The sequence below is a fragment of the Pseudoalteromonas sp. SWXJZ10B genome (genome assembly GCF_015864475.1).
In the GTDB taxonomy this organism is placed as follows: Bacteria; Pseudomonadota; Gammaproteobacteria; order Enterobacterales; family Alteromonadaceae; genus Pseudoalteromonas; species Pseudoalteromonas arctica.
This window is the reverse complement of the sequence record NZ_JADYXD010000016.1, coordinates 1-26,874: the sequence shown is the minus strand read 5'-3', so window position 1 is coordinate 26,874 and position 26,874 is coordinate 1. Positions and strand designations below refer to the sequence as shown.

27 protein-coding genes, 2 tRNA genes and 1 riboswitch are annotated in these 26,874 nt (G+C 39.3%); of the genes, 23 read left to right on the top strand and 6 right to left on the bottom strand.

The window, feature by feature from the left end; translation table 11 throughout:
* Nucleotides 1-35: 35 nt before the first annotated feature.
* Nucleotides 36-410 carry a DUF413 domain-containing protein gene (locus I6F54_RS14210; protein ID WP_007583734.1) on the bottom strand — a complete coding sequence of 125 codons (375 nt, stop codon included), beginning with the start codon at nucleotides 408-410 and terminating at the stop codon, nucleotides 36-38.
* 91 nt (nucleotides 411-501) lie between these two features.
* Between I6F54_RS14210 and I6F54_RS14205 the strand changes: the two genes are divergently transcribed.
* From I6F54_RS14205 to ung, 8 genes are all read left to right on the top strand, one after another.
* On the top strand, nucleotides 502-1,374 hold the full coding sequence (locus I6F54_RS14205; RefSeq protein WP_007583736.1) for a LysR family transcriptional regulator: 873 nt from the start codon (nucleotides 502-504) through the stop codon (nucleotides 1,372-1,374).
* 166 nt (nucleotides 1,375-1,540) lie between these two features.
* Nucleotides 1,541-2,473, top strand: coding sequence for a porin (locus I6F54_RS14200; protein ID WP_197141967.1), 933 nt, complete (start codon nucleotides 1,541-1,543; stop codon nucleotides 2,471-2,473).
* 45 nt (nucleotides 2,474-2,518) lie between these two features.
* Nucleotides 2,519-2,658, top strand: a riboswitch (cobalamin riboswitch).
* A gap of 513 nt (nucleotides 2,659-3,171) precedes the next feature.
* The gene (locus tag I6F54_RS14195; protein ID WP_197141965.1) at nucleotides 3,172-3,984 is read left to right on the top strand and encodes an ABC transporter ATP-binding protein; all 813 of its coding nucleotides are present in this window, start codon (nucleotides 3,172-3,174) and stop codon (nucleotides 3,982-3,984) included.
* Between the two features lies 1 nt (nucleotide 3,985).
* Complete coding sequence (locus I6F54_RS14190; protein ID WP_197141963.1) at nucleotides 3,986-4,990, top strand: FecCD family ABC transporter permease; 1,005 nt, start codon at nucleotides 3,986-3,988, stop codon at nucleotides 4,988-4,990.
* Between the two features lie 4 nt (nucleotides 4,991-4,994).
* Nucleotides 4,995-6,479, top strand: a complete 1,485-nt coding sequence (locus I6F54_RS14185; RefSeq protein WP_197141961.1) for a cobyric acid synthase — start codon at nucleotides 4,995-4,997, stop codon at nucleotides 6,477-6,479.
* Nucleotides 6,472-7,071 carry a cob(I)yrinic acid a,c-diamide adenosyltransferase gene (gene cobO, locus I6F54_RS14180; RefSeq protein ID WP_007376484.1) on the top strand — a complete coding sequence of 200 codons (600 nt, stop codon included), beginning with the start codon at nucleotides 6,472-6,474 and terminating at the stop codon, nucleotides 7,069-7,071. Before I6F54_RS14185 ends, cobO begins: the two co-directional genes overlap by 8 nt.
* A complete protein-coding gene (locus I6F54_RS14175; RefSeq protein WP_197141959.1) occupies nucleotides 7,071-7,931 on the top strand; it encodes a cobalamin-binding protein in 861 nt (286 codons plus the stop codon). Before cobO ends, I6F54_RS14175 begins: the two co-directional genes overlap by 1 nt.
* On the top strand, nucleotides 7,928-8,590 hold the full coding sequence (gene ung, locus I6F54_RS14170; protein ID WP_197141957.1) for a uracil-DNA glycosylase: 663 nt from the start codon (nucleotides 7,928-7,930) through the stop codon (nucleotides 8,588-8,590). The genes I6F54_RS14175 and ung overlap by 4 nt, the downstream gene beginning before the upstream one ends.
* A 107-nt stretch (nucleotides 8,591-8,697) precedes the next feature.
* Here ung and I6F54_RS14165 read toward each other — a convergent pair whose 3' ends face one another.
* Entirely contained in the window at nucleotides 8,698-8,886 is a 189-nt protein-coding gene (locus tag I6F54_RS14165; RefSeq protein ID WP_007583746.1) for a DUF3545 family protein, read from the bottom strand.
* A gap of 223 nt (nucleotides 8,887-9,109) precedes the next feature.
* The gene (gene tal / locus I6F54_RS14160) at nucleotides 9,110-10,060 is read right to left on the bottom strand and encodes a transaldolase (protein ID WP_007376481.1); all 951 of its coding nucleotides are present in this window, start codon (nucleotides 10,058-10,060) and stop codon (nucleotides 9,110-9,112) included.
* Nucleotides 10,061-10,285: 225 nt separating this feature from the next.
* Here tal and yaaA point away from each other — a divergent pair, with 225 nt between their 5' ends.
* From yaaA to I6F54_RS14145, 3 genes are all read left to right on the top strand, one after another.
* Nucleotides 10,286-11,065: a peroxide stress protein YaaA gene (gene yaaA, locus I6F54_RS14155; RefSeq protein ID WP_101216518.1), complete on the top strand. Its 780-nt coding sequence runs from the start codon at nucleotides 10,286-10,288 to the stop codon at nucleotides 11,063-11,065.
* 120 nt (nucleotides 11,066-11,185) lie between these two features.
* Nucleotides 11,186-12,142 carry a mechanosensitive ion channel family protein gene (locus I6F54_RS14150; RefSeq protein ID WP_165725197.1) on the top strand — a complete coding sequence of 319 codons (957 nt, stop codon included), beginning with the start codon at nucleotides 11,186-11,188 and terminating at the stop codon, nucleotides 12,140-12,142.
* A gap of 240 nt (nucleotides 12,143-12,382) precedes the next feature.
* A complete protein-coding gene (locus tag I6F54_RS14145) occupies nucleotides 12,383-13,066 on the top strand; it encodes a hypothetical protein (RefSeq protein ID WP_166376490.1) in 684 nt (227 codons plus the stop codon).
* Between the two features lie 93 nt (nucleotides 13,067-13,159).
* On the opposite strand, the gene I6F54_RS14140 is transcribed toward I6F54_RS14145, so the two are convergent.
* Nucleotides 13,160-13,480, bottom strand: coding sequence for a BON domain-containing protein (locus tag I6F54_RS14140; protein WP_010553266.1), 321 nt, complete (start codon nucleotides 13,478-13,480; stop codon nucleotides 13,160-13,162).
* 272 nt (nucleotides 13,481-13,752) lie between these two features.
* The gene (srmB, locus tag I6F54_RS14135; protein WP_007376476.1) at nucleotides 13,753-14,979 is read right to left on the bottom strand and encodes an ATP-dependent RNA helicase SrmB; all 1,227 of its coding nucleotides are present in this window, start codon (nucleotides 14,977-14,979) and stop codon (nucleotides 13,753-13,755) included.
* Between the two features lie 75 nt (nucleotides 14,980-15,054).
* On the opposite strand from srmB, the gene I6F54_RS14130 reads away from it, so the two are divergent.
* The 4 genes from I6F54_RS14130 (at nucleotide 15,055) to I6F54_RS14115 (ending at nucleotide 18,734) form a co-directional block, all read left to right on the top strand.
* Entirely contained in the window at nucleotides 15,055-15,753 is a 699-nt protein-coding gene (locus tag I6F54_RS14130) for a tRNA1(Val) (adenine(37)-N6)-methyltransferase (RefSeq protein ID WP_197141955.1), read from the top strand.
* 61 nt (nucleotides 15,754-15,814) lie between these two features.
* On the top strand, nucleotides 15,815-17,524 hold the full coding sequence (locus tag I6F54_RS14125) for a DUF4153 domain-containing protein (RefSeq protein ID WP_197141953.1): 1,710 nt from the start codon (nucleotides 15,815-15,817) through the stop codon (nucleotides 17,522-17,524).
* Nucleotides 17,525-17,680: 156 nt separating this feature from the next.
* Nucleotides 17,681-18,127 (top strand): DUF2147 domain-containing protein, encoded by a 447-nt coding sequence (locus I6F54_RS14120; RefSeq protein ID WP_197141951.1) that lies wholly within the window; start codon nucleotides 17,681-17,683, stop codon nucleotides 18,125-18,127.
* 139 nt (nucleotides 18,128-18,266) lie between these two features.
* On the top strand, nucleotides 18,267-18,734 hold the full coding sequence (locus I6F54_RS14115; protein ID WP_007583762.1) for a YHS domain-containing (seleno)protein: 468 nt from the start codon (nucleotides 18,267-18,269) through the stop codon (nucleotides 18,732-18,734).
* Nucleotides 18,735-19,084: 350 nt separating this feature from the next.
* Here I6F54_RS14115 and fldB read toward each other — a convergent pair whose 3' ends face one another.
* Complete coding sequence (fldB, locus tag I6F54_RS14110; RefSeq protein ID WP_197142019.1) at nucleotides 19,085-19,606, bottom strand: flavodoxin FldB; 522 nt, start codon at nucleotides 19,604-19,606, stop codon at nucleotides 19,085-19,087.
* Nucleotides 19,607-19,700: 94 nt separating this feature from the next.
* Here fldB and xerD point away from each other — a divergent pair, with 94 nt between their 5' ends.
* The 8 genes from xerD to I6F54_RS14070 all read left to right on the top strand — a co-directional run bounded on the left by xerD (nucleotide 19,701) and on the right by I6F54_RS14070 (nucleotide 26,872).
* Nucleotides 19,701-20,627 carry a site-specific tyrosine recombinase XerD gene (gene xerD, locus I6F54_RS14105; RefSeq protein WP_024590718.1) on the top strand — a complete coding sequence of 309 codons (927 nt, stop codon included), beginning with the start codon at nucleotides 19,701-19,703 and terminating at the stop codon, nucleotides 20,625-20,627.
* Nucleotides 20,628-20,690: 63 nt separating this feature from the next.
* Complete coding sequence (dsbC, locus tag I6F54_RS14100; RefSeq protein ID WP_007583768.1) at nucleotides 20,691-21,419, top strand: bifunctional protein-disulfide isomerase/oxidoreductase DsbC; 729 nt, start codon at nucleotides 20,691-20,693, stop codon at nucleotides 21,417-21,419.
* Between the two features lie 81 nt (nucleotides 21,420-21,500).
* The gene (gene recJ / locus I6F54_RS14095) at nucleotides 21,501-23,222 is read left to right on the top strand and encodes a single-stranded-DNA-specific exonuclease RecJ (RefSeq protein WP_024590719.1); all 1,722 of its coding nucleotides are present in this window, start codon (nucleotides 21,501-21,503) and stop codon (nucleotides 23,220-23,222) included.
* A 143-nt stretch (nucleotides 23,223-23,365) separates the two neighbouring features.
* A protein-coding gene (prfB, locus tag I6F54_RS14090) for a peptide chain release factor 2 (RefSeq protein ID WP_096058065.1) occupies nucleotides 23,366-24,464 on the top strand; the annotation gives its coding sequence in 2 pieces (ribosomal slippage) (nucleotides 23,366-23,440 and nucleotides 23,442-24,464; 1,098 coding nt in all).
* A gap of 26 nt (nucleotides 24,465-24,490) precedes the next feature.
* The gene (gene lysS / locus I6F54_RS14085; RefSeq protein ID WP_165727225.1) at nucleotides 24,491-26,026 is read left to right on the top strand and encodes a lysine--tRNA ligase; all 1,536 of its coding nucleotides are present in this window, start codon (nucleotides 24,491-24,493) and stop codon (nucleotides 26,024-26,026) included.
* A gap of 330 nt (nucleotides 26,027-26,356) precedes the next feature.
* Nucleotides 26,357-26,539, top strand: coding sequence for a hypothetical protein (locus I6F54_RS14080; RefSeq protein ID WP_165727226.1), 183 nt, complete (start codon nucleotides 26,357-26,359; stop codon nucleotides 26,537-26,539).
* Between the two features lie 128 nt (nucleotides 26,540-26,667).
* Nucleotides 26,668-26,760: transfer RNA gene (locus tag I6F54_RS14075), tRNA-Ser, on the top strand.
* 38 nt (nucleotides 26,761-26,798) lie between these two features.
* Nucleotides 26,799-26,872 (top strand) — tRNA-Arg (locus I6F54_RS14070).
* Nucleotides 26,873-26,874: the final 2 nt, after the last annotated feature.

The window sequence follows — 26,874 nt, the reverse complement described above, 5'->3', positions numbered from 1 at the left end:
CTGTTAAAACGCAAAAAAGCAAATAACTTAAGTACTTACAGATTATCCGCTTCTGAATAATACTCTTGGCTAATCGGTGCCGGCCCTGACATTTTTGAGCGGCCAAATAAAGTATGAAACTTAGTTTTACAGGTCGTTAGCTTTAAGTATTTTACCCAAGCACGTTCGATTGGGTTAGTAGGTTCTTGTGAGCCAGTTACTACTGCTACAAACTGTTCTTGATGTTCGTTTTGCGGCTCAATTGTTTTACTGTATAAGCCTCTTAAAACAACACCGTGTTGTTCTAATATACTGGCTTCTAATAAGGTGAAGTTTCCGCTGCGGCTAAAACCACGTGGAAAATTCTGATCATCATAAAATTGACGTTGGCTAACAAATGCTTGGCGTAGTAATGAAATGTTATTGCTCATAGCTTTATCCTCATACCCTATTAATTAGCTGGAGTATGATGCAAGTTTGGCAATTTATTAAACAAATTATTTTTATCGTGAGGATAAAAAATTGGATATCGATTTATTAAAAACATTCGTTGAGGTAGTGCGTACGCGTCACTTTGGTAAAGCGGCCGAAAACCTTTATATTACGCAGTCTGCAGTGAGCTTTAGAATTCGCCAATTAGAGCAAGGGCTTGGTGTTAATTTGTTTATTCGCCAGCGTAATAATATTCAACTTACAGCACCTGGCGAGCGCTTATTACCGCACGCACAAATGATTATTACGGGCATGCAGCGGGCCAAAGTAGATGTTGCACTTGCCGACAATATGCATAAGCAAATTAGCTTAGCAGGAACGCCTAATATTTGGGATGCTTTTTTACAGTTTGGTATAACAAATATTGTATCGGCGATGCCGGGCGTGTCGTTGGTTGCAGAAGTTAAAGCACAACAAGAGAGCACTCGACTTTTATTAGAGCGTACTCTCGATTTGGCAATATTATTTGATCCACCAAAAGTAGATGAATTAGTGGTAGAGCGAATTTGTGAGTTGCCAATCATTCCAGTAAGCGGATACGACACCGCAACGAACGAAAACTTTTTTGATAATCAATATGTGTATGTTGATTGGGGAACTACTTTTTCTCTTTGGCATGCGCGTCAGTTTACAGGAAAAACACCCCCTTACTTTAGAACCAGCACGGGGCGTATTGCACTTGATTTAATACTGCAATGTGGTGGTAGTGCATTTATACCTCAAGTATTGGTTGAAGGGCATTTAGAAAAAGGTGAGTTGTTTCATGTTAAAGGGGTAGAAAACACCTCAAGAGACGTATTTATTGCGTATCACAGAGACAACGAGCAAAAAGAGCTAATAGAAACCTTAGTTAATTTACTTTCGCAAATGACGCCAAGCTTGTCATTAAAGCAAGATAAGTAAGTACGACCATCTACTAGGCTTTCATGTTATTTTGATTTCACATTTAATGCATTTTTATTAACAAAAAAAGACATTAATATTTCCGTTGTAATATTACTGTCATTTAGGAATGACAAAATGCAGCAGTTTTGAAAATTAGTCTTTTGTGATTATCCAAGGAAATAACATGAAATTTGTAAAATCGAGCTTATGCTTAGCACTATTAAGTGGTTTATCTTTTAATGCACTTGCCGACGCAGACATTTACGGTAAAGCGAATGTAACAGTGCAATCATCTGATGATGGCGAAGGGTCTTTTACCGAGATAAAAAGTAATGCATCTCGTCTTGGTGTTAAAGGTTCTGAAAAAATAAATGATAGTTTAGAAGCGGTATATAAGTTTGAGTTTCAAGTTGATGTGTCTGATGCTGATTCAAAAGGCGATAACGACGACAATATTTCTGCGCGTAACCAATATGTTGGTTTAAAAGGTGCGTTTGGTCAGGTTGTAATTGGTCGTAACGATACTGCGCTTAAGCAATCTCAAGGTAAGTTAGATTTATTTAACGATCTTGAAGGCGACATTAAAAATGTATTTAAAGGTGAAAACCGCTTAGGAAATACAGTTAGTTATTCATCAAACTCATACGAAGGTTTTAAAGTACTAGCTACTTTTGTAGCTGAAGATGATGTAGACGCTGATAACGGTTACTCAATGGCGGTGACATACGGCGACGTGGCACTTAAAAAGAGCGCTGTATATGCCTCGATTGCAGCCGATAGTGAAGTAAATGGCTACGATGTAGTACGTGCATCAATCCAAGGTAAAATCGAAAACTTTAAATTGGGCGCAATGTACCAAACACAAGAAGCAGTAGATGGCAGCGCAGAAGCGGATGGTTACTTGCTAAATGCTGCTTACAGTATGGGTAACAACACATTTAAAGTGCAATACCAAGATATGGACTTTGACGATAGCGACGATAAGTCAGCAATTTCAGTTGGTCTTGATCACAAATTAAATAAAAATATTAAAGTATTTGGTTTTTACTCAAGCTTCGATATGGACAACAACGTTGACCAAGACTACGTAGGCTTAGGTATGGAATACAAGTTTTAACGATTAGTTAAAACACTCCCTTTTTAACCGCGCTCTTTTGAGTGCGGTTTTTTTGCTTTAAATTATTTACTTAGCCGCCCATAATAGAGCTTCATTTGGAATGAGGTGCGAGTCCTCGACTGTTCCCGCAACTGTAATTAGCGCAAAGCTTTAAGTCAGATACAAATGGTATAATACCAATTTTATTAAAAACATGATCTTTCTAGCGAATTAAATAACTTACTAACTTCGTTAAAAATTATTTATATAGAACAACTATATGTCATAATTTCCGCCTTGTTATTAAGCTATTTATTTGTCGCTATAATAAATCACTAATTTAATGCAATTGGTATGAATTCTTTTAACGAGCGGGTTTACTCATTTTTTCTTGTAGTGCATTAGTATTTTTATCGCATTTTTAGTGAGTTTAACCTAGGGTCTGTTGATCTTTGCGGATTAAAATTTGTTCAAACTAGGGGCTATTTAATCGCGGCGCGAGGTTTGTAACCTAGTGGGCTAAGTAAAAACCGAGCAACAAAGAGTAAATAGCCCCTAGGAAGAACCCTTTGGGCAGCGCCTGTTTGGCATTAATGCGACGTTATCGCCCATTTATGGGGAATAACCACACTACATAGGCTCTGCCTTGCCTAAATACCAAACAGACTGTTGCAAATTTAACCTTGAAAGATCAACAGACCCTAGCCTAGGACTGACTATTGCACACTCAAACGCCATTAAATAAACCATTACTAAACGTTAAAAACGTATCATGGGGTATTGGCAATAAAACGATTCTCAAAAAAATAAACCTTAAAATAACCACAGGTAAATTTGTTGGTTTAATTGGACCTAATGGCGCAGGTAAATCGAGCTTATTGCGTTGTTTATATCGTTTTAATAAACCAAGTGATGGCGTTGTAGAGTTTAACAACACCGACATTTGGCAGCTAAAAAGCGATGAGTACGCAAAAAAAGTAGCGGTTGTTTTACAAGAAACCCCGTCGCAATTTAACTTAAGCGTATTTGATGTTATTGCGCTTGGGCTAACGCCTCATAAATCGCTATTCAGCTCAATAACTAACATCGATAAACAAAAAATTATTCAAGCTATCAATACCGTAGGATTAGCAGAGCATAGTGATCAAAGCTTTGAATCGCTCTCAGGCGGTGAAAAGCAACGTGCCTTGATAGCCCGCGCCATAGTTCAGCAACCTCAACTGTTAATAATGGACGAGCCAACCAGCCATTTAGATGTTAAATACCAAATACAGGTAATGGAGCTTGCTAAATCGTTGGGTGTAACGGTGTTTGCATCGTTTCATGATTTAAACTTAGCCTCTGCAATGTGCGATGAACTAGTGGTTATTAAAAACGGTGAAATTACACATACAGGCGCGCCAAGGATAGTATTAACCGAAAGCATGCTAGGCGACGTTTTTGGTGTCTGCGCTCAAGTAAATAACCACCCGCAAATATCGAAGTCGGGAAATAGCATCCCTCATATCACTTACTTTTATGGTTACAAATAATATGAGCGCAGTTAATACTCGCCACTCATTTGCGCTATTTATAAGTGCTTCAGCTGCTTTATTTAGCTTATTTGCAGCACTTAGTTTTGGCGCAGCAGATACCTCACTTCAAGATGTATTTAATAGCTTTTTACTCTCAAATGATGCGTCTTTTAATACGCGTATTATTTTTGAACTAAGAATGCCACGCACATTACTCGCCTTTTTAGCAGGCTCTGGCTTAGCAATTGCGGGGCTTATTTTACAAACGGTAACGCGCAACCCTTTAGCCGATCCTTACTTATTTGGTATATCGTCGGGTGCCTCATTTGGTGTGGTGTTACTTATGGCGCTAGCAGGTATTAGCGCAGGCTTTATGCTATCTGCAGCAGCACTGCTGGGCAGCTTACTCGCTATGAGTTTATTAATACTTATTGCAGGTAGGCAGCAAAGTGCACAGGTAGAATCAATGTTATTAGCTGGTGTTGCTCTGTCATTTTTATTTAGTGCGTTTACCAGTTTGTTGCTTTATTGGAGCGACCCACAGGCGGTAGCCGCTATTTTATTTTGGACACTGGGCAGCTTTGCGCGTGCGCAGTGGGCTACGCTTTGGTTGCCTTTGTTGGTAATTACATTGTGTACGTTTGTAATGCTAAGCTTTAGAAGGCAACTCAATGCCATGTTACTAGGCGATGAAAGCGCAATTACATTAGGTGTTAGGGTCCAGCGCTTTAGAATACTTATGCTAGTTTTGAGCTCATTAATTACCGCTGTGCTGGTGGCTATGTGTGGTGGTATTGGGTTTGTAGGATTAATGGTACCGCACATTGTGCGCTTTTTTATCTCCCAAGGCACCATCGCGGGATTGCTAGTAACCAGCTTAGTGGGCGGTACATTTATGGTGTGGGTTGATGTACTTTCGCGCTCCTTGCTAAAAAACCAAGAGTTACCTGTAGGTGTTATAACCGCTGCTATTGGTAGTGTGTTCTTTTTAAGTTTATTGTTTTTTAGAAAGCGAAGGGTGTAATTCTATGAAAACCTTAATGGTGCAAGGCACTACTTCCGACGCAGGTAAAAGTACCCTAGTTGCAGCCCTTTGCAGAGTGTTTGCTAAGCGTGGGGTAAGAGTTGCGCCTTTTAAACCACAAAATATGGCACTTAATAGCGCAGTAACAAAAGATGGTGGCGAAATTGGTCGTGCGCAAGCTTTGCAAGCAATAGCGGCTAAAGTAGAGCCCGAAATAGATTTTAATCCCGTATTGCTTAAACCTAATAGCGACACGGGCGCACAAGTAATTATTCACGGAAAAGCCATTACTAATATGGAAGCGAGCAAATATCACGACTATAAAAAAGTGGCGATGGATGCAGTAATTACCTCACATAACCGCTTAGCTAAACGCTTTGATTTACTCCTTGTTGAAGGGGCGGGTAGTCCTGCTGAAATAAACCTGCGTGAAAACGATATTGCCAATATGGGTTACGCCGAAGAGGTAGATTGCCCTGTCATTATTATTGCCGATATAGATAAAGGCGGTGTGTTTGCACATTTGGTAGGTACGCTTGCGTTGTTAAGCGAGTCAGAACAGGCGCGCGTAAAAGGCTTTGTTATAAACCGCTTTAGAGGCGATATAGGTTTGCTGCAAGGCGGGCTTGATTGGCTTGAAGAATATACAAACAAACCCGTACTTGGCGTATTACCTTATTTGCACGATCTTGCGCTTGATGCCGAAGACGCCGTCGCAATTGATAATAACGTAACCAACGCCACAATTAATATTGCAGTGCTACTTGTTCCCCACATTAGTAACCACACCGATTTTGATGCACTGCGTTTGCACCCAAACATTAATATAAATTACGTGCGCCATACGCAAACGATCCCAGACGTTGATCTGATAATTCTCCCAGGCAGTAAAAATGTGCTGGGCGATTTAAATTTTTTGAAAAATGAAGGCTGGGACACTCAAATTAAGCGCCACTTACGCTATGGTGGCAAAGTACTTGGTATTTGTGGCGGCATGCAAATGCTGGGCAATACAATCAACGATCCCGATGGTATTGAATCGTCATTAAAACAAGTGAATGGGCTTGCTCTATGCGACTTTGAAACCACGCTGACAGCACAAAAAGTATTAACTAAAATAACCGCTACACTGCTTTTAAATAACCAATCAACACCCTGTAGTGGTTACGAAATACATGCAGGGATTAGCCAAGGTGCAGCGCTTAATAAGCCATTTTTAACCTTTGATGAAAACCACCCACATGGTTTTATGTTCGATGGCTTTATTAGCGATGATAACGCCATTGCGGGCACTTATTTACATGGCTTATTTGATGAAGCCGATGCTACATCGCAAATTTTAAAATGGGTAAAACCAAGCGCCTCAATTAACCCAATTAGTATTGCCGCTCACCGCGAGCAGCAGTTAGAACGATTAGCAACCATGTGCGAAACGCATTTAAACATACAGCAAATTATCTCGATTTATGAAGGGCACAATAATGACTGAACAAAACAATGATAAGCACAAGCAGCGCCAACAAAAAGTAAAAGAACAAGTGGACGCACGTGTTGCCGCCGCACAAGATGTAAAAGGTATTTTTCAGGTAATTACCGGTAATGGTAAAGGTAAATCAACCTCGGGTTTTGGCGTTGTAGCACGTTGCGTAGGGCATGGTAAAAAAGCAGCTGTTTGCCAATATATTAAAGGTACGTGGGAGTGTGGCGAGCGTAATTTATTACAAGGTGCAGGTGTTGAGTTTGTTGTAATGAACACCGGTTTTACTTGGGATACGCAAAATAAAGAAGCCGATACTGCAGCCGCGCAGGCAACATGGCAAGAGTCAAAACGTATGCTTGCTGATAGCAGTATTGATTTAGTATTACTTGATGAGCTTACGTATATGGTGACTTACGGCTACGTAGATTTAGATGAAGTAGTAACAGCGCTTAATAACCGCCCGCCAATGCAGTCAGTTATTATTACAGGGCGTGCAGCGCATCGTACTTTAACCGACCTTGCCGACACGGTAAGCGAAGTGCGTAATGTAAAACACGCATTCGATTCAGGCATAAAAGCGCTTGAAGGGTTTGATTACTAATGTTTAAAGCGTTTTTTATTGGGCTGCTGCTTTTTAGTGTATCGGGCAGTGCACTTGCAGAGCAGGCTAATGATTCTAAAAAACTGCGAATAATCGCGCTTGCACCACATATAGTCGAAAACCTATTTGCCATAGGGGCGGGCGATAATATTGTGGGCACAGTTGATTACGCCGACTACCCTGCTGAAGCCCAAAGTATTGAGCGCATAGGCGGTTATTACGGTATCTCACTTGAAAAAGTGTTGGCGCTTAAACCTGATTTAGTCATTGCGTGGAAAAGTGGAAATCAAAGCGAAGATTTAGCCCAAATAGAGCGCCTGGGCATAAAAGTATATTTAAGTAACCCCACCACAATCGCTGGTGTAGCTGATGAATTACTTACTTTTGGTGAATTTACAGGGAACATTAAGCAAAGCCAGCAAGCGGCAAATGCATTTAAACATAAGCTAAATGGTATTGTTAAAAGCCAGCAAGATAAAAAAAATATTACCGGGTTTTATCAGTTATGGGCTGAGCCCATGATGACAGTAAGTAAAAATACATGGATAAGCCAACTGATTGAAACATGCCATGTAAGTAATGTATTTGCACAGAGCGTTACAGATTACCCGCAAATTAGTATCGAAAATGTCATTGTTACTAAGCCACAAGTTATTATTATCCCTGATGAAAAATCAAAAACGCCACAGCCGGTTGTTAATTGGCAAAAGTGGCCAGAAGTGCCCGCCGTTAAAAATGATCAATTTATTAGCGTAAATGCCGATTTATTACATCGTTTTACTCCGCGCATGCTAGATGGACTCGCGGATATGTGTGATAAAATAGACGCATCACGTAAACAGATTAAGAGTACACAATGAGCGATTGGGCTACATTTTTAGAAAGTGAATTACAGCAACCTTACATGCAGGAAACGTTAGAGTATGTGGCTAATCGCCGCAATGAAGGTGTTGCTGTTTATCCGCCTGAAGCTCAAGTATTTAGTGCTTTTGATGCCACAGCACTAAATGACATCCGCGTTGTAATTTTAGGACAAGACCCATACCACGGAGAAGGGCAAGCGCATGGCTTGTGTTTTTCGGTATTGCCTGATGTAAAAAAGCTGCCGCCGTCGCTTAAAAATATGTACAAAGAGTTAGCTACCGATATCAGCGGTTTTGCTGTTCCTGAACACGGGTACCTGCAAAGCTGGGCTGATCAGGGCGTGTTTTTACTCAATACAGTATTGACCGTTGAGCAAGGGCAAGCGCATTCTCACAAGCATTTAGGATGGGAGCAATTTACCGATAATGTAATAGCGCATATTAATAAACACTGCGAAGGTGTGGTATTTATTTTATGGGGTGCACACGCACAAAAAAAAGGTAAAGGCATAGATAGCGCTCGCCATCATGTTTTAAAAGGGCCGCACCCATCACCGCTTTCGGCGCATAGAGGCTTTTTTGGCTGTCAGCATTTTTCAAAAACGAATGAGCTATTACAAGCCCAAGGTGAAAAACCGATTAACTGGCAGGTGTAAATAACCTGAGCTCTGAATAATAAATTTATCTCATGCAGCTATTTTCAGTGCATTAAAAAAGGCCTCCATATATCGGAAGCCTTTTTGTTTAGTTGGGGCGTATTGAATTAAAAATCGAGCTCTTCAATTGCAATACTGTCTGTAAAGTAGTCTAGTTCTTGTAGTTCTTTACGTAGGCGCTGTTTGTCTTTTATTGCTTCTATTTCACGCCATTTTCTTTTTTTATTTTTCTGAGAGGTTTTCCTTGTTGTATCTGGTCCTTCTAATATCTCTAATATATCGTTTAGGCTATCCATGAACTTCTCCTATTGATTTTATTGACCTCAAGAATACCTATACCACAGGCCTAGTTAAAATAGAATAAAAAAGTGACAGTTATGTTACATAAGTGTGATTAATTGATGAAGGTTTATACGAAGATTATATGAAGTCGATATGAAGATTATATAGAGGGATAGCGTATTTTAGGCATAAAAAAACGCCGCTATTGCGACGTTTTTAAAACACGATTATAGCAAATTACATTGCTTTAAAGCGCGCCTCTAGTTGTTCTTGTGCATCAGCAAAAGAGCGAATACCTTCAGCTAGTTTTTCAGTAGCCATAGCATCTTGGTTATGTAACCAACGGAACTGTGCTTCTGTTAATGGCTCTGGTTTTGGCTCTTGTGGAACATCGCTTTCAAGCAAATATTCTTGTGCGCCTTCAAGGTTACCTAAATCTTCTAAAAGATTAGGGCTAATAGTTAGCTTGTCACAACCTGTAAGTGCAATAATTTCGCCTGTATTACGGAAACTTGCACCCATCACAACTGTTTTGTAGTCATGACGTTTGTAAAATTCAAAAATGCTGCGTACAGACTGAACACCTGGATCTTGTAGCGGATCGGTTGGTTTTTCCATACCGTTAGCAACGTGCCAATCTAAAATACGGCCAACAAATGGCGAAATTAGAAATACGTTTGCATCGGCACACGCGCGAGCTTGGGCATCGCTAAATAATAAAGTAAGGTTACATTTAGTCCCTTCTTTTTCTAGTTGCTCAGCGGCTTTAATACCTTCCCATGTAGACGCTACTTTAATTAAAATTTTGTCTTTGCTTACACCTTCTTTTTCGTAAAGGCTAAGTAGGGTATGTGCTTTATCAATCGTAGCTTGCGTATTAAACGAAAGGCGTGCATCTACTTCAGTCGAAATATAACCAGGTACAATAGCGCTAATTTCTTTACCTAGTAATACGGCAAAGTAATCACATGCTAGTTCAAGTTGTTTAGCAGGCTCTTGCTCGGTTTCTTTTGCGTAGCTCCAAGCTTTATCTAAGTAAGGCTTATATGCTTCAATCTCGCTCGCTTTTAATAAAAGCGACGGGTTTGTAGTTGCATCTTCTGGTTGATGCTTTTTAATAGCTTCAATATCACCAGTGTCGGCCACAATAGATGAATGTTGTTTTAGCCTTTGTAGAGCTGAAGTCATTTGCTTTCCTCATTCCAAGCAAGTTAAAAGAAAAATCTAATCACTCTTAATATATATAATCCATACTGCAACAGTGTGACAATGCTTGATAGGTCTTATGTCCTTATCAATAGAAAAACGGCAATGCATGGGTTATTAAGAGAGGATTTATTTAAACAAAACGTGCTTTTCGTTTCATTTAATGTTGAAATTGACACTAAATAAATTACAAGTCAATAGCTAACTATGATCACTGTTATTTCACCTGCAAAAAATCTTGATTACGAAACGCCACCCGCAACAGACAAGTTCACTCAGCCTGAATTACTAGAGCACAGCGAAGAGCTCATGAAAGTATGCCGTGAACTAACACCAGCGCAAATTGGCAGTTTAATGAAAATTAGCGACAAGCTATCTGGGCTTAACGCAGCACGCTTTAGTGAGTGGGCGCAGCCGTTTACACAAAGTAATGCTAAACAAGCCGCACTTGCCTTTAATGGTGATGTATACGGTGGTTTAGATGCAAGTACACTTAAAACTAGTGAGCTTGATTACGCACAAAACCATTTACGTATACTTTCAGGTTTATACGGCTTATTAAAACCACTTGATTTAATGCAAGCTTACCGTCTTGAAATGGGCACCAAGCTCGAAAATTCACGTGGCAAAAACTTATACGAGTTTTGGGGCAGCGTAATAGCGAATAAACTAAACGACGTATTAAAAGCGCAAGACGCACAATATTTAGTTAACCTTGCTTCAAACGAATACTTTAAAGCGGTAGATAAAAAAGCGCTTAATGCACAAATTATTACCCCACACTTTAAAGATTGTAAAAACGGCCAATACAAAGTAATTAGCTTTTACGCTAAAAAAGCACGCGGCATGATGGCGCGCTACATTATCGAAAATAAAGTAACGCAGTTAAGCCAACTTAAAGAGTTTACGGTAGCAGGTTATTACTTTAGCCCAGAGGCAACAGTTAAAGAGCTTGAGCCGGTATTTATGCGCGACGAACAAAATTAGGTCATAAGCTTAAATAAAAAATTTAAAAGCCATGCATTGCATGGCTTTTTTGATGTTGGCGTTATATTTGCAATCTCATCTAATATTAATGAGAACACTAATTAAATAGGTGCAAATAAAATGATCAGCATTCCGTCAATTGACGAAGCCGAAAAACTAATAGAAGAAAAGCTCGGAGGGTGGTTTGATGTTGTAATAAGTCATATCCCTAATTTTATAGTTGCGATACTGATCGCAATTGTGTTTTCAATATTGGCACGCTTTGCTGGCAAGCTGATGAAAAACGTATTACGCCGCTCACTCGACTCAAAACAAATTGCCGACTTAATGGCGTCAATTTTTAAAGTTATTGTGTTGTGCATAGGTTTATTTATAGCGCTCGATTTTGTTGGCTTAAAAGGCACCGTTACTTCGCTACTTGCTGGTGCGGGTATTGTGGGTTTAGCCATTGGTTTTGCGTTTCAAGACATGACCGAAAACCTAATTGCAGGTATAGCAATGGGTGTACGTAAGCCATTTAAAACAGGTGATGTAATAGAAACCGATGATGTGTTTGGTTCGATACATTCTATAAACCTACGTAACACGCTAATAGAGAGCTTTTATGGGCAGTTAATACTGGTACCAAACAAAGTATTATTTAGAAACGTACTAAAAAATTACACCACGCTAGGTGTTAGGCGCATAGAAGTACCCGTAGGTATTTCGTACGGCGACGACATAGAAAAAGCAAAGGACGTCATCGTCGAAAAAATAAATGAATTTGACTTCGTAATACGTAAAGACGAAACCGCTGTATACGCCGAAGGTTTTGGCGACAGCAGCATTAACTTACTGGTGTGGTTTTGGATTAAATACCCAGGCGAGCCTGACTTTATGACGGTACGCCATAAAGGTGTTGTTGCCGTTAAGCAGGCACTCGATGAGGCTGACATTAGTATTCCATTCCCAATTCGTACTTTAGATTTTGGTATTAAAGGCGGCGAAAAACTCGATGCCATGATAAGCGACAAAATAAGCCAGCAGTCATCAAATAAAGACAGTAGCGACGGTACTGACTCTAACCAAAGTGAGTAATTTAGTTAAAGCTCATTAGGCAAAAGCATTGGGAAATAGTTACTTACCAACAGCGCATTTTTACAGAGTAAAAAATGCGCTTTTTAATTAGTTCAAGTCACTTTTCTTTATTCATTAATTATTTTCTCCAGCAGATTTTGTAACGTATTTTTTATAAGGTAAGTTTCCCTTTTATCTATTTATTATGCAATTATTGGTTATACAAGGTGTATTTTTTTTAGATATTAGGGTTACAAACAAATGAAGTTAAGGATTAAATGGTTTACAAAAATAATTTTATTTTCAAGCCTAGTTATTAGCTTTATTTCAGTAGGTAACGAATATAATGCTAAATATGATGTGAGTTATAAATTAAATATAGATAACAATACCGCTGAAATACTTTTTCTCGATAAAAACAAAAACCTTACCTCTACATTAATCTTACCAAATAAAGCGGCATATATTGAAAAAGAGAAGTTACGAGAGTTTTGTAGCTCAGATGATGTTTTATGCCCTAGAAAAAGTTATGAAAGTAACGTTATCACTTGGTCACCTGATAATGAATATTTAGCTGTGTTTGTGGGTAATACAAAAGGGTTTTGGTTTATCCCCAGTAAAGAGATAACAAAAGCCGCATTCAATAAAAATAATGTAGTTAAAGTCGGCGTACATACTCAAAACGATAAAATAAATATTGCTCTATTTCATGGCGCGGCAGGATGGGTTGATAATCATCATTACGTTTTTTCAGCGGGTTTAAGTGGTGACAATTTTGTTTATAAGTTTAACCCAAAAACAAAGGAACTTAAGGGTTTTCCTTTTGAGCTAAATGAAGATTCTACGGTAAGCAGTTTTAAAGAAGTTTTTGTTGAAAGTTTTAATTCACAAAAAAGTAGTTTTAAATTAAGTGATGTTATTCAACAACTAGATAAATTGAAATAACTACAAAAAATAAACATAAAAAAGCGCAGCTTGTGTTGGAGTAACAAGCCGCGCTTATGAATTAGTTATACAAATAAGTTTATGTGGTGCGTATTAAATAACGCTAATTTTGTTACGAATGATTTTAACCCCATCCATATTTTCTAAAAACTTTTGAGCCAGTGCGCGCTGAAAACCAGTTTGTGCTTCACCGTATAAATCTACTTCACCATTTTTTACCTGCACGCGAATATCACTTAACGCTAGGTTAGGATTAGTTCGTAGGGTGTTGGTGATAGCTTGTTGTAAGTTAGGTTGAGTGGCTACACTGCTTACTACGGCCATGTTGGTTGCTGCACTTACTTTTGTAGCGCAAGCTAATAAAAATAAACAACAAAATGATACTAAAGCGATAGTTAACTTGAAGCGGTTCATAACTTAATCCTTACATTACGGTGAATAGTGCAGCCACAATATGGAAATTCCATCGGCTAGGTTATCTTTGTAGTTACAATTTCGGTGCCAATATTAACGCTATGAAATATAAGGGAATTTTATTAATTGGGAATTCAGGTGGGCAAAAATTACATTTAAATGAGTATGAGTTACATGCTTGGGTTACATATGTAACAGATACAAACAGCAGAGCCTGCAAGGCTTGCATTAAAAAGCCGACAAAAGTCGGCTTAGTATAAAAATGTTTTAGGTTACTTTTTCTTTTTAACCTTAGCCTTTTTCTTGGCTTTCATTTTTACTGGATCTTTACGTTTTTTAGCAGGTGGCTTAGCTTCTTTATGCTGTGGCTCAACACCTCTAATTACACGGCGTTTTAATTTTTGTTCAACGTAGCGCTCTACTTTATATAAAATACCAATATCGTGTGCTTCAACTAGCGATATTGCTATCCCTTTTTTACCAGCACGGCCAGTACGACCAATACGGTGTACATATACGTCGGCAGTACGCGGCATATCAAAGTTAATAACGTGGCTGATGTCAGATACATCAATACCACGTGCAGCTACGTCGGTAGCAACTAATATGCTTGTTTTGCCACTGTGGAAGTTTTCCATGGCTTTCATACGTTTGTCTTGTGGCATTTCGCCGCGTAACCAGGCAGCTTTTACATCATTAGTGGTAAGTTCGCCAATCAATGTTTCTAAGCGTTCGCGAGTTTTAACAAACACAATCGCTTTAGTTACGTCAGGGTTTTTTAGCGTATTAACTAATAATTCAAGTTTGTGATGATAATCGTCGGCTAAATGTACCCATTGGTGAATTTTAGCTTTTTCTTTACGTGACGATTCGGCTTCTAATAGAGCTGGGTCGTTTAATGTTTTTTCAGCAAACCTTTCTACGCTGTCACCTTCAAGTGTTGCTGAGAATAAAAAACATTGGCGACGATTTTTAGCTTCGTCACAAATACGGCTCATTTCTTTTTTGAAACCCATGTCTAACATGCGATCTGCTTCATCAATAATAAGCATTTCTACGTGTTCAGCATGAAAATTTTCGGTTTCAAGATATTCCATTAATCGACCTGGTGTGGCGATTAAAATATCGTTATTTTTTTCAAAAATTTCTTTATGTGTGCCGTAGTTAATACCGCCTGTTACTACACCAATTTTTAGGTGTGTGCGTTTAGCTAGCAGTTCACATTGTTCATGAATTTGATAAGCTAACTCACGAGTCGGGGTCATAACGAGTACGCGCGCAAAACCAGGGTCACGACGTGGGAAATCCAGTAAGTACTGAATAGCCGGAATTAAAAATGCCGCTGTTTTACCTGTACCAGTAGGCGCAGATGCTAAAATATCGCGCCCCTGTAGTGCTTCAGGAATAGCTTGTTGTTGAATGCTGGTTGGCGTCTCGTAGCCCATTTTATTAATGGCATCGAGTAGCTTGTTATCAAGATCAAATTCAGAAAATTGCATAGAGTGTCTAAAATAAGGGACAATTACCCTGATTATACGCGCTATGCTGCGCTTGGTGAATGAAAAGGTGAAAAAATGTCTGGTTTTGTATTTAAACAATTTAAAGTTGAACACGACCACTGTGCAATGAAAGTTTCTACCGATGGCATTTTGCTTGGCGCATGGGCTAATTTAAGCGGTGCAAAGTCGTTACTTGATATAGGCACCGGCACCGGCTTACTAGCACTAATGTGTAAGCAGCGCAGTAATGAGCTTGATATAACTGCGGTAGAAATTGACGAAAGCGCCTATACCCAAGCATTACAAAATGTAGCTAATAGCCCGTGGCCAACTATAAGTATTACGCACCAAACTATTCAACGCTTTAGTAGTGAAGTTAAATTTGACGTGGTTATCTCTAATCCACCGTATTTTAATCACAGTTTAAAAGGCGATAATGTTGCGCGTAATACCGCACGCCATACCGACGGCCTAAGTTTTGAAGAGTTAATTAATGCGTTTAAACATTTAAGCCATAGTGGTTCCCGCTTTAGCTTAATACTCCCAAGCGTTGAAGGCGCATTATTTATTGAGCTTGCTACTCAAAATGGGCTTTATTTAAATACTCATTGCCAAGTAAAAGCCACGCCCAATAAAGATATTAGCCGCAGTTTAATGACATTTAGCTACGTAAAAAGCGATATAGAATCATCAATCCTGTGTATTAGAAACTTAGATAATACCTACACTGCTGATTATATAGCCCTATGCAAAGCATTTTATTTGAAAATGTGAAGCAATTGTAAAATAGGAACGAATAACGCAAACTGACTAAAACCTATTGTTGAGAACAGATATGGATAGTCAGTTACCAAAATCTTTTATAATTATACTTGCCGTACTACAGGCTATTGCTCTTACCCTTTTGTATAGCAGTATAGAAAATAATGTGTGGCCAGCAACAAGCCCTACATGGTTAGTCTCACTTATTACATTTTCTATGAGCTTTCCTTTATTAATGCTAATGACCGTTAATAAAAATAATATAAAAACGTCGTTGCTTTTAATCCTTCCTTTTTCCTTGTTGTTATCTTTATTGGGGGCGTATGCTGGCTTTCAGCAAGAGCCTCAAGAGTACGTAAGTAATAACACTTTAATGTCAGTTTTTATTTTTACTAGTTTAATAGCTGGCTTTAAAGGCCTTATGTACATACAACAATTTGGTAGCTCAGAAAATGTTAGTTACAGTCGTTTGTTTAAGCTCTCTTGGCGTAATTTTATAATATTTGGAGAATGCTGGCTGTTTGTACTTATTTTTTGGGGAATTCTAAATTTAGGTGCGGCTTTATTTGATATTTTAGATATAAAATTTTTCTCTGAGCTACTAAGAAATGAATGGTTTTGGATCCCAACCTTAACGCTCGCATTTGCCTTTGCGAGTGTCATATTTAGAAAGCTTTTGAACATTGAAGATAATATCGCTTTTTTACTACAAACTTTAATTAAGTTTTTATTGCCTGTTTTATCAGTTATTTCTCTCGGTTTTTTAGCAACACTTCCTTTTACCGGACTCAATAAATTATGGGAGACCGGAAGTGGCAGTTTATTAGTAATGTGGCTGCAGGTGCTCACGTTGTTTTTTGTTAACACTGTTTATAAAGATGACTCATCAGTTCGCCCTTATCACATGCTCTTGCACCGACTCGTTTTTATAAGCGTTGCGTTACTTCCAGTTTATAGTGTTATTTCTGCCTATGGAATTTACTTACGGGTAGAGCAGCATGGGCTAACAGTAGATCGTTGTTGGGGTATTTTAATTTGGTTTTTATTGGCGTGTTTTTCGTTTAGTTATCTTGTTGGAATTATAACAAAGCGAGACAATTGGCTAGAGCCGCTTAGCAAAATAAATATTGTGATGGGGTGGGTGGTGCTCGTTAGTATGCTTGCTGTTAACTCCCCTTTATTAAATTTTCAAAGCTTATCTACAAACAGCCAAATAGCGCGTTTAGATGCAGATAAAGTAACAATAGAAAAGTTTGACTATTACTATTTTGAGCACAGCTTAGGTCGCCAAGGTTATTTAGCTATGCAGTTATTAAAACAGAAAATTGAAACGAGTCACCCAGAGCAATACGCTATTATCGATAGGATGTATGTAAATAATGAGTTTGCTTTAACGCTTGAACACACAGTCGATGATTTTATTGAGCGCAGTGTATTTTGGCCTTCACGAGCGCTAATACCTCAAGATTTAATAGAGGCTGTATTTTCTGATCAACATTTTTACGATCGTAACTCTTTAAAAGAACATACTTACTATTTCATTGGCATGGATTTAAACAATGATGATGAGCTAGATTTTATAGTGATAGACGAAAATAATGGAAATACGACCGCATATTTTTGGTTATTCGACATGGGTAAGTGGCGCTCAAGATATATGAATGTCGAAAATCCTGAAGAGATTAGATATCTTAAAAATATGATTGATAATAACGAATTATCTTTAGTTGAGCCTGAATATTCAAATCTAAAAATAGGGGATGTTGTTTTTAAAGTAAGGTAATACGTTGCTTTGTTTTTTATGCTACAGATCCTTAAACCTAAACTAATGATTATTAGTTTAGGTTTGTTATTGTTTTAGGTACAGCGCTTTAATAGTGTGTTTATAAATCACCTGATATGATTTAGCCATTGGCCACTTAATTTAAAAGGCAACACAATGAAAAAGTTAAATAAATCAGTATTACTTAGCACGTTAACAGCCACCATTTTTGCAAGCCAAGGTGTGTTTGCTGCTATTACGCCAGTAGGCCTTTGGAAAACCATTGATGAAGATACAAACCAAGCTAAGTCGTATGTACGTATTACTCAAACCAACGGTGTATTAAGCGGTACCGTTGACAAAATCATTGATCCTGCAAAACAAAACGATATATGCAGTAAATGCGATGATGAATTAAAAGACCAGCCTATTTTAGGCATGACTATTATTAAAGATGTAAAAGCACAGGATGATGGCATCTGGGGAGACGGTGAAATACTCGACCCAACAAATGGCAAAACTTATACTTTACAACTAACCCCGCAAGAGGAAGGTAAAAAGCTTGAAGTACGCGGCTACATTGGCTTTTTTTACCGAAACCAATATTGGCTAAAAGTAGAGTAAGTTTTACTACTTATTTAATCACTGGGCGTTAAATAATTAAGTATTAACTGAAATCATTTTTGCGCTTTGCCTTTCTTACTCACTAAGCCAGCTATATTTAATTGGCATTCAATTTTGAGTAAATAATAAAGGAAAAAAGATGATTAAGTACATAGTTGCTTTAATAATGCTTAGCGCACTGTTAATAAGCGGTGGGGCAAATGCAAAGGATGATGCTGTAAATACGGGTTGGTTTAATAACACGGCTATTAAAGGGTACGACAGCGTTGCTTATTTTACGCAAAATAAAGCCGTTAAAGGCAGCGACAAATACACGTTTAGTTATTTAGGTGCCAACTGGCACTTTTCGAGTGAAGAAAACAAAACGACATTTGCAGAAAATCCAAAGCGTTATGCACCGCAATACGGTGGTTGGTGTGCTTATGCAATGGCTGATGAAGGTAACGCTGTAGGTATAGACCCAGAAGCATTTTATATTCACGAAGGTAAGCTTTACTTAAACTATAGCGAAAGCGTACAGCAAAAATGGTTAAGTAATTTACTACCGTACATTGTTATGGCCGATGGGTACTACCCACAAACAACCAATGTTATGACGTTTCAATAAATTACTCATATTGCTAGGGCGTGTTGATCTTTGTGGATTGAAATTTGTTCAATCTAGGGGCTATTAAATCGCGGCGCGAGGTTTGTAACCTAGTGGGCTAAGTAAAAACCGAGCAACAAAGAGTTGATCGCCCCTAAAAAGAACCCAGAGGGCAGTGCATGTTTGGCATTTATGCTGCGTTATCGCCTATTTATGGGGAATAACCACACTACATAGGCTCTGCCTTGCCTAAAAACCAAACATACTGCTGCAAATTCACCCACCAAAGATCAACACGCCCTAATTAAAAAGCCCGCAACTAAACTAGTTGCGGGCTTTTTACTTTTTATTTGTCAGTATTGATAAGTGAATTAAAGCATTTCGCCGTATTCAGTCATTACCTGTTCAACCCATGTTGCAATGCGGTCGTCGCTTAGCTCGTATTGACTGTCTTCGTCGAGTGCGAGTCCTACAAACTGTTTACCATCGTTATAAAGTGCTTTTGAAGCTTCAAACTCATAGCTACTGTCGTTTGGCCAAAAACCAAGTTGGGTGAATGTTTGTGTATTTATTTCGTCGTGAAGCATGCCTAGCGCATCTTGGAACCACTGCCCGTAACCTTGCTGATCGCCCATGCCAAATAAAGCAATGGTTTTACCATTTAGGTTTACGTCGGCTATGTCGTCCCACTTTGACTCCCAGTCTTCTTGTATTTCACCAAAATCCCATGTTGAAATACCAAAGATGATAAAGTCATACTGCTCTGCATTTTTTAGTGGCTCGTCTTTAATATTGTGCAGGGTAACTATATCGGCACCAATAATGTCGCGAATCTTTTCTGCTGCCATTTCGGTGTAGCACGTAGTCGAACCAAAAAATAAACCAATTTGCATCGTATTTATCACTGTGTAATTGCCTGATATGATAGGCTCAAGTTTACCGTAAGGTATTTTTAATTGATACCTTAGCAAAGCATGAGAGCATAATGTGACAACGCTATCTGACGATTCTTTTGAAAATAACAGCAGTATGAGCAGTAATAGCGACTACCTAGAAACCTTTTTAGATAGCCTGTACTTAGAACAAGGCGTAAGCGAAAACACATTAAGTGCTTATCGCAGTGATTTAGATAAGTTTTGCCTATTTTTAAAAGGCGAAAATTTAATGACGGTAACCGGGCTTGATGTAGAAAGTTACTTAGCTCACCGAGTTGATTTAGGTTTAAAACCACGCAGTACTGCACGTAGTATTAGTGCGCTTAAGCGTTTTTATCAGTACTTTGTGCGCGAAAAACTAATTAGCGACACTCCCATGCTAAATATTTCTCAGCCAAAAGCAGGGCAGTCGTTACCTAAAACACTCTCAGAGGCCGAAGTTGAGGCATTATTAAATGCGCCTAATACCGAAGAAGCGATGGGACTGCGCGATAAAGCCATGCTAGAGCTACTTTATGCAACGGGTTTGCGTGTAAGTGAGCTTGTTGGACTACGCATGGAGCAAATTAATTTGCGGCAAGCAGTGGTGTTTGTAAAAGGTAAAGGTAATAAAGAGCGCCTAGTTCCACTGGGTGAAGAAGCCATGTATTGGCTTGAGCAATTTTTAAAGGGTGGGCGTGCGCAAATGATAAAACATGCCACCGATTTTGTGTTCCCCTCTAAACGCGGTGTAGGCATGACGCGACAAACCTTTTGGCATAGAATTAAACACTATGCTATTTTGGCAGCAGTTGAGTCTCCATTATCGCCCCATACTATGCGTCATGCTTTTGCTACGCACTTATTAAATCATGGGGCAGATTTACGTGTGGTACAAATGATGTTGGGCCATAGCGATTTATCAACTACGCAAATTTATACCCATGTTGCCAATGAACGGTTAAAGTCGGTACACGCAGAGCATCATCCGCGTGCGTAAGTTTGAAAGTAAATATCATTAAGCCGGTCAATATATTAAGTATTTTTAGGATAGAGAGAAGTTATGAAAAAATTAATGTTAGCAGGTGCCATGTTGTGCACAAGTATTAGTGCATTTGCAAATGGCGTTGCTGTAACACCAGATGCTAATGATCCTATTATTACTAAATTTGCCGAGCTTGGTGTAACTGTAAAGCAAATTAATCCAAGTCCAGTAACGGGTTTAAAAGAATTAATCACTAATAAGGGCGTGCTTTACGCAAGTCCAGACGGTCAATATTTAATGCAAGGTACGTTAATTGATTTAAATAATCGTAATAACCTAACAGAGCAAGCATTAAATGGCGTGCGTGTTGAAGGTCTTAAAGAATACGAAGAATCGATGATTGTGTACAAAGCGCCAAACGAAAAACACAGCATTACTGTATTTACCGACATTAGCTGTGGTTACTGTCGTAAATTACACCGCGAGTTAGACGATTTACTTGATGCGGGTATTACCGTTAAGTACCTTGCGTTTCCACGTGGTGGCTTACAAGGTTCAGGTTACGCAGATTTAATGAACGTATGGTGTGCACGCGATCAGCAAGAAGCACTAACAGAAGCTAAATCGGGCACAAGCACTAAAGTAGTTGCAGGCTGTAGCGCACCGGTTGCAGAGCATTACCAATTAGGTCAAAGCTTTGGTATTAGCGGCACACCCGCTATTATTTTAGAAGATGGTACTATGATCCCTGGTTACCAGCCAGCAGCAGCACTAAAAGCAGCATTAGAAGCTAACAAAGCGTCGTAATTAAACGCTTAGTTATTATTAAAAAGGCCTTAATGGCCTTTTTTTGTCTTTTTAATACGACTCAATAAGTTAAAACCCTGCATGAAAAAACTAATCATTGCGCGTGAAAACGTTGACGACTCGCATCTGCCGAGTAATTTACACCCTGTAATTAAACAAATTTATGCTAACCGCAATGTATTCAATGCCGAAGAGCTAAATAACAGCGTAGCTACGCTTCACGACTTCAAATTGTTTAAAGACATCGACAAAGCCAGCGACTTATTAATTGAAGCATTAAAAGCGCAAAGCCAAATATTAATAGTTGGCGACTTTGATGCCGATGGCGCAACAAGCACTGCAACATTAATGCAAGGCCTTGAGATGTTTGGCTTTAAGCATTTAGATTACTTAATTCCTGACAGGTTTAGCTTAGGATATGGCTTAAGCCCCGCGCTTGCTGAGCAAATAGTACAAATAAAACCTGATTTAGTGATCACAGTAGATAACGGCATATCGTGTATTGCCGGTATTGATATTTTAAAAGCGGTTGGCATAAAAGTGCTGGTAACAGATCACCACTTACAAGGTGAACAGCTGCCAAATGCCGATGCAATAGTAAATCCAAATAGACATGAATGTGATTTTCCGTCTAAATCTATTGCAGGCGTTGGCGTTGCTTTTTACTTATTAATAGCGCTGAGAAGCGTAATGCGAGATTTAGGTTATTTTGAGCAGCAACCGCCGCCTAATTTAGCTAACTTGCTCGACATTGTAGCGCTTGGAACGGTTGCCGATGTAGTGGCACTTGATGCAAATAACCGTACCTTAGTACACCAAGGTTTAGCACGTATTCGCAGTGGTAAAACACGCCCAGGCATTACCGCGCTTATTGAAGTGGCTAACCGCAATGCTGCCCGCTTAAGCGCAAGCGACTTTGGCTTTTCACTTGCGCCGCGTTTAAATGCAGCTGGGCGATTGGATGACATGAGTTTGGGTATAGCGTGCTTGCTTAGCACCGATATAAACCAAGCGCGTAGTATAGCCGGCGAGCTCGATAGCTTAAACTTTGCAAGGCGCGAAATAGAACAAGGCATGCAAGCCGAGGCGCAAGCCGTGCTTGATAGGCTCGCATTTAGCGACGATAACATTCCTGATGCTATTTGTTTGTTTCAAGACGATTGGCATCAAGGTGTTATTGGTATTTTGGCTGGTCGCTTAAAAGAAAAATACCACCGCCCAACCGTTATATTCGCTGGTGGCGAAAACGGTGAAATTAAAGGCTCGTGCCGCTCTATTGAAGGGCTACACATGCGCGATTTACTCGAAGGGCTTAATACAGCCGACCCACACTTGATTAATAAATTTGGTGGCCATGCCATGGCAGCCGGCTTAAGTATTAACGAGCAACACTTTAACGACTTTAAAAAAGCGTTTGATGCCGCAGTTAGCGCGCAACTGAGTGAAGAAAGTAAACGCTGTATTGTATTTACCGACGGTGAGCTGCCAAACGACTGCTTTACGATGGAATTTGCCCAGCTATTAAAGCAATCGGGCCCGTGGGGGCAGCAATTTCCTGAGCCGGTGTTTGAGCATACATTTGAACTAATACAGCAGCGCATAGTAGGCGAAAAGCATTTAAAGCTCGTGTTAAAGCATCAATCAGGTCGATTAGTTGATGCCATTGCTTTTGGTATTGATGTAAAAGAATGGCCAGATACTGAGGCTAAGTTTGTAAAAGTAGCGTATCAGCTAGATATAAATGAGTTTAGAGGTAAATTTACGCTACAGCTAATAGTTAGAGAGCTTGAAAAAGTGCACTAAAAAATATGTAATATCATGCATAAAATGCTAATAAAGCGCGCGGTTTTTTGTTAAAATCGGGCGTTTTTATCATTTGACGATAATTTATTGCGAAAATCCCATTTAAAGGGGCGCAATTACCTAGCCATTTTGGAGTGATGTACATGTTTGAAGTGAATCCTGTGATTAACCAAATCAAGGAAATTCGCGAACGTACTGAATTGCTTCGGGGGTACCTTTGACTACGCTCTTAAACAAGAACGCCTAGAAGAAGTTAACGCCGAACTTGAAGATTCAGCCGTATGGAATGAGCCTGAACGCGCACAAGCGCTTGGCCGTGAAAAATCTGCATTAGAAGCTGTTGTTGAAACAATCGACAACCTTGTAGCCGGTACTGATGATGTTGAAGGTTTACTTGAGCTAGCAGTAGAAGCCGAAGACCAAGATACCTTTGACGAAGCGCAAAGCGAATTAACTGATCTAAACGAGCAATTAGAAGGTTTAGAGTTTCGTCGTATGTTTTCAGGTCCTCATGACTCAAACGATGCTTACCTTGATTTACAATCGGGTTCTGGCGGTACTGAAGCCCAAGACTGGTGTAATATTTTACTTCGTATGTATTTACGTTGGGGCGAAGCTAAAGGCTTTAAAGTTGAGCTAGTTGAAGCGACCGACGGTGATGTAGCCGGTATTAAAGGCGCAACAGTTCGTTTTGTTGGCGAATACGCTTACGGTTGGTTACGTACAGAAACAGGCGTACATCGCTTAGTACGTAAAAGTCCATTTGACTCTAGTGGTCGTCGTCATACTTCATTTGCTTCTGCGTTTGTATACCCAGAAGTTGACGATAATATTGAAATTGATATGAATCCGTCAGACCTACGTATAGACGTTTACCGTGCCTCGGGCGCGGGTGGTCAGCACGTTAACACCACCGAATCGGCGGTTCGTATTACTCACGTACCAACAAATACCGTAGTGCAGTGTCAAAACGAGCGTTCACAGCATAAAAATAAAGCCCAAGCGATGAAGCAGCTAAAAGCTAAATTATTTGAGCTTGAGCTACAACAGCAAAATGCTGAAAAACAAACGCAAGAAGATGCTAAATCTGATATTGGTTGGGGTAGTCAAATTCGTTCATACGTACTTGATGACGCACGCATTAAAGATTTACGCACAGGCGTTGAAAACCGTAATACCCAATCGGTACTTGACGGTAACTTAGATAAATTTATTGAAGCCAGCCTTAAATCTGGCTTATAACCACCAAGCTAATAAAGAGCTAAAAAATGACTGATAAAATCCAAGACGAAAACAAGTTAATCGCTGAGCGTCGCGGCAAGTTAGACGCTATACGCGAAAATTGCCCAGCCAACGGTCATCCAAACCAATTCCGTCGTGAGCATTACACGGCTGATTTGCAAGCCCAGTTTGGTGATAAGAGCAAAGAAGAATTAGTAGAGATGCAAGAAGTTGTGTCTATCGCTGGCCGTATTTTAGCAAAGCGTGGACCGTTTTTTGTAATTCAAGACATGAAAGGTCGCGTACAAGCGTATGCATCTAAAGATGTTCAAAAAGATCTTAAAGAAAAATATGGTCAACTAGACACTGGCGATATTATTGGTGTTAAAGGTGCGCTAAATAAATCGGGTAAAGGCGATTTATACGTAGAAATGACTGAGTATCAATTATTAACTAAGTCACTTCGTCCGTTGCCTGAAAAATTCCATGGCTTATCAGATCAAGAAACAAAGTACCGCCAACGTTACGTTGATTTAATTACCAACGAAGCAACGCGCGAAACATTCCGTATTCGCTCGCAAGTAGTTGAAGGCATTCGTCGCTTTTTAGCAGACCGTGACTTTATGGAAGTAGAAACACCTATGCTACAGGTTATACCTGGCGGTGCATCTGCGCGTCCGTTTGTAACTCACCATAACGCGCTTGATATCGACATGTACTTACGTATAGCGCCTGAGCTTTACTTAAAGCGCTTAGTGGTAGGTGGTTTTGACCGTGTATTCGAAATTAACCGTAACTTCCGTAACGAAGGGTTATCTACGCGTCACAATCCAGAATTCACAATGATTGAATTTTACCAAGCATACGCTGATTACATCGACCTGATGAACATCACCGAAGACATGCTACGTACAGTTGCAGAAAACGTACTTGGTAGTGCAGTTGTAGTTAATACAACTAAAGACGAAAACGGCGAAGTGATTGACTCAGTAGAGTACGACTTTGGCCAACCGTTTACACGTTTAAGCATGGCAGATGCTATCTTAAAATATAACCCTGAGTTTGATGCTGCGGTATTTAATGACCCAGAAAACCACTTTGACGAATTAAAAGCGTACGCTAAACAAGTGCACGTTAAAATTCCAGAAAACTGCGTTTGGGGGCCTGGTAAGTTCTTGTGTGAAATATTTGAAGAAACAGCAGAGCACATGCTTATTCAACCTACGTTTATTACTGGCTACCCGTGGGAAGTATCGCCACTTGCACGCCGTAACGACGACAATGCATTTGTTACAGACCGTTTTGAATTTTTTGTTGGCGGTCGTGAGCTTGCAAATGGTTTCTCTGAGCTTAACGATGCACAAGATCAAGCTGAGCGCTTTACTCGCCAAGTTGAAGAGAAAGACGCAGGCGATGATGAAGCAATGCATTACGATGAAGACTACATACGCGCACTTGAGTACGGCTTACCGCCAACTGCAGGTGAAGGTATTGGTATTGACCGTTTAGTAATGTTGTTTACTGACTCATCAACAATTAAAGACGTTATTTTGTTCCCGCATATGCGTCCGCAAGCTGACTAAGCTTTTGGTAGAACAAAGTAAGTTAATAAACGCCGCTTAATAGCGGCGTTTTTTTGTTTTTTAAATCGGCTTTTGTTATTTTAGTTAATAAGTACTACACTAAAAATTAAATGTAGTTATTAGTGCTGGTTAATGTGCAATTCAGCTTCGCTAATTTATTGTTATTGGCAGTTTCAATATTAAAACTAACAGTGCTATAACTTTTTAGTATGATTGTTTTTTAAACATATGTTGTATTAATGTAAAGGTTTTAGCTAAAATACGCACGAAATTTAAACTGCTTAGTATTTAGCAGTTAATATAGATTCTTAAAGGACTTAGAATAATAGTATGAAAGATAAACGAGTAGATGATTTATCAGAAGAATGCACAACAGAGCAAGAACGAGATGCTTACTACCGTGCTTGTATTGCCGAATTTCAACAATTAGGTTACCAAGAACAGTATTTGGCTCAGTTAACGGATGACTTAGTTCCTGTGCTAGGTGTTAATCCTTCAAATAAAAATACGTAACCCGCTTAAATTTCAAACTAATTACACTTTTAAACCAAGCATATGTGCAATCTGTAACCATATAGTCGTTTTTGGTAGAAAAGTGTTTGACATATTTTCTGAAATCTTTATTATACGCCCCACAAGACGGAGAGGTGTCCGAGTGGCCGAAGGAGCTCCCCTGCTAAGGGAGTATAGAGTTTGTAGCTCTATCGAGGGTTCGAATCCCTCCCTCTCCACCATTTCTTTTAATGGCGTGTTTTGTAAAGTTTTAAAGTATGGGTGCATAGCTCAGCTGGATAGAGTACTCGGCTACGAACCGAGCGGTCGGAGGTTCGAATCCTCCTGCGCCCACC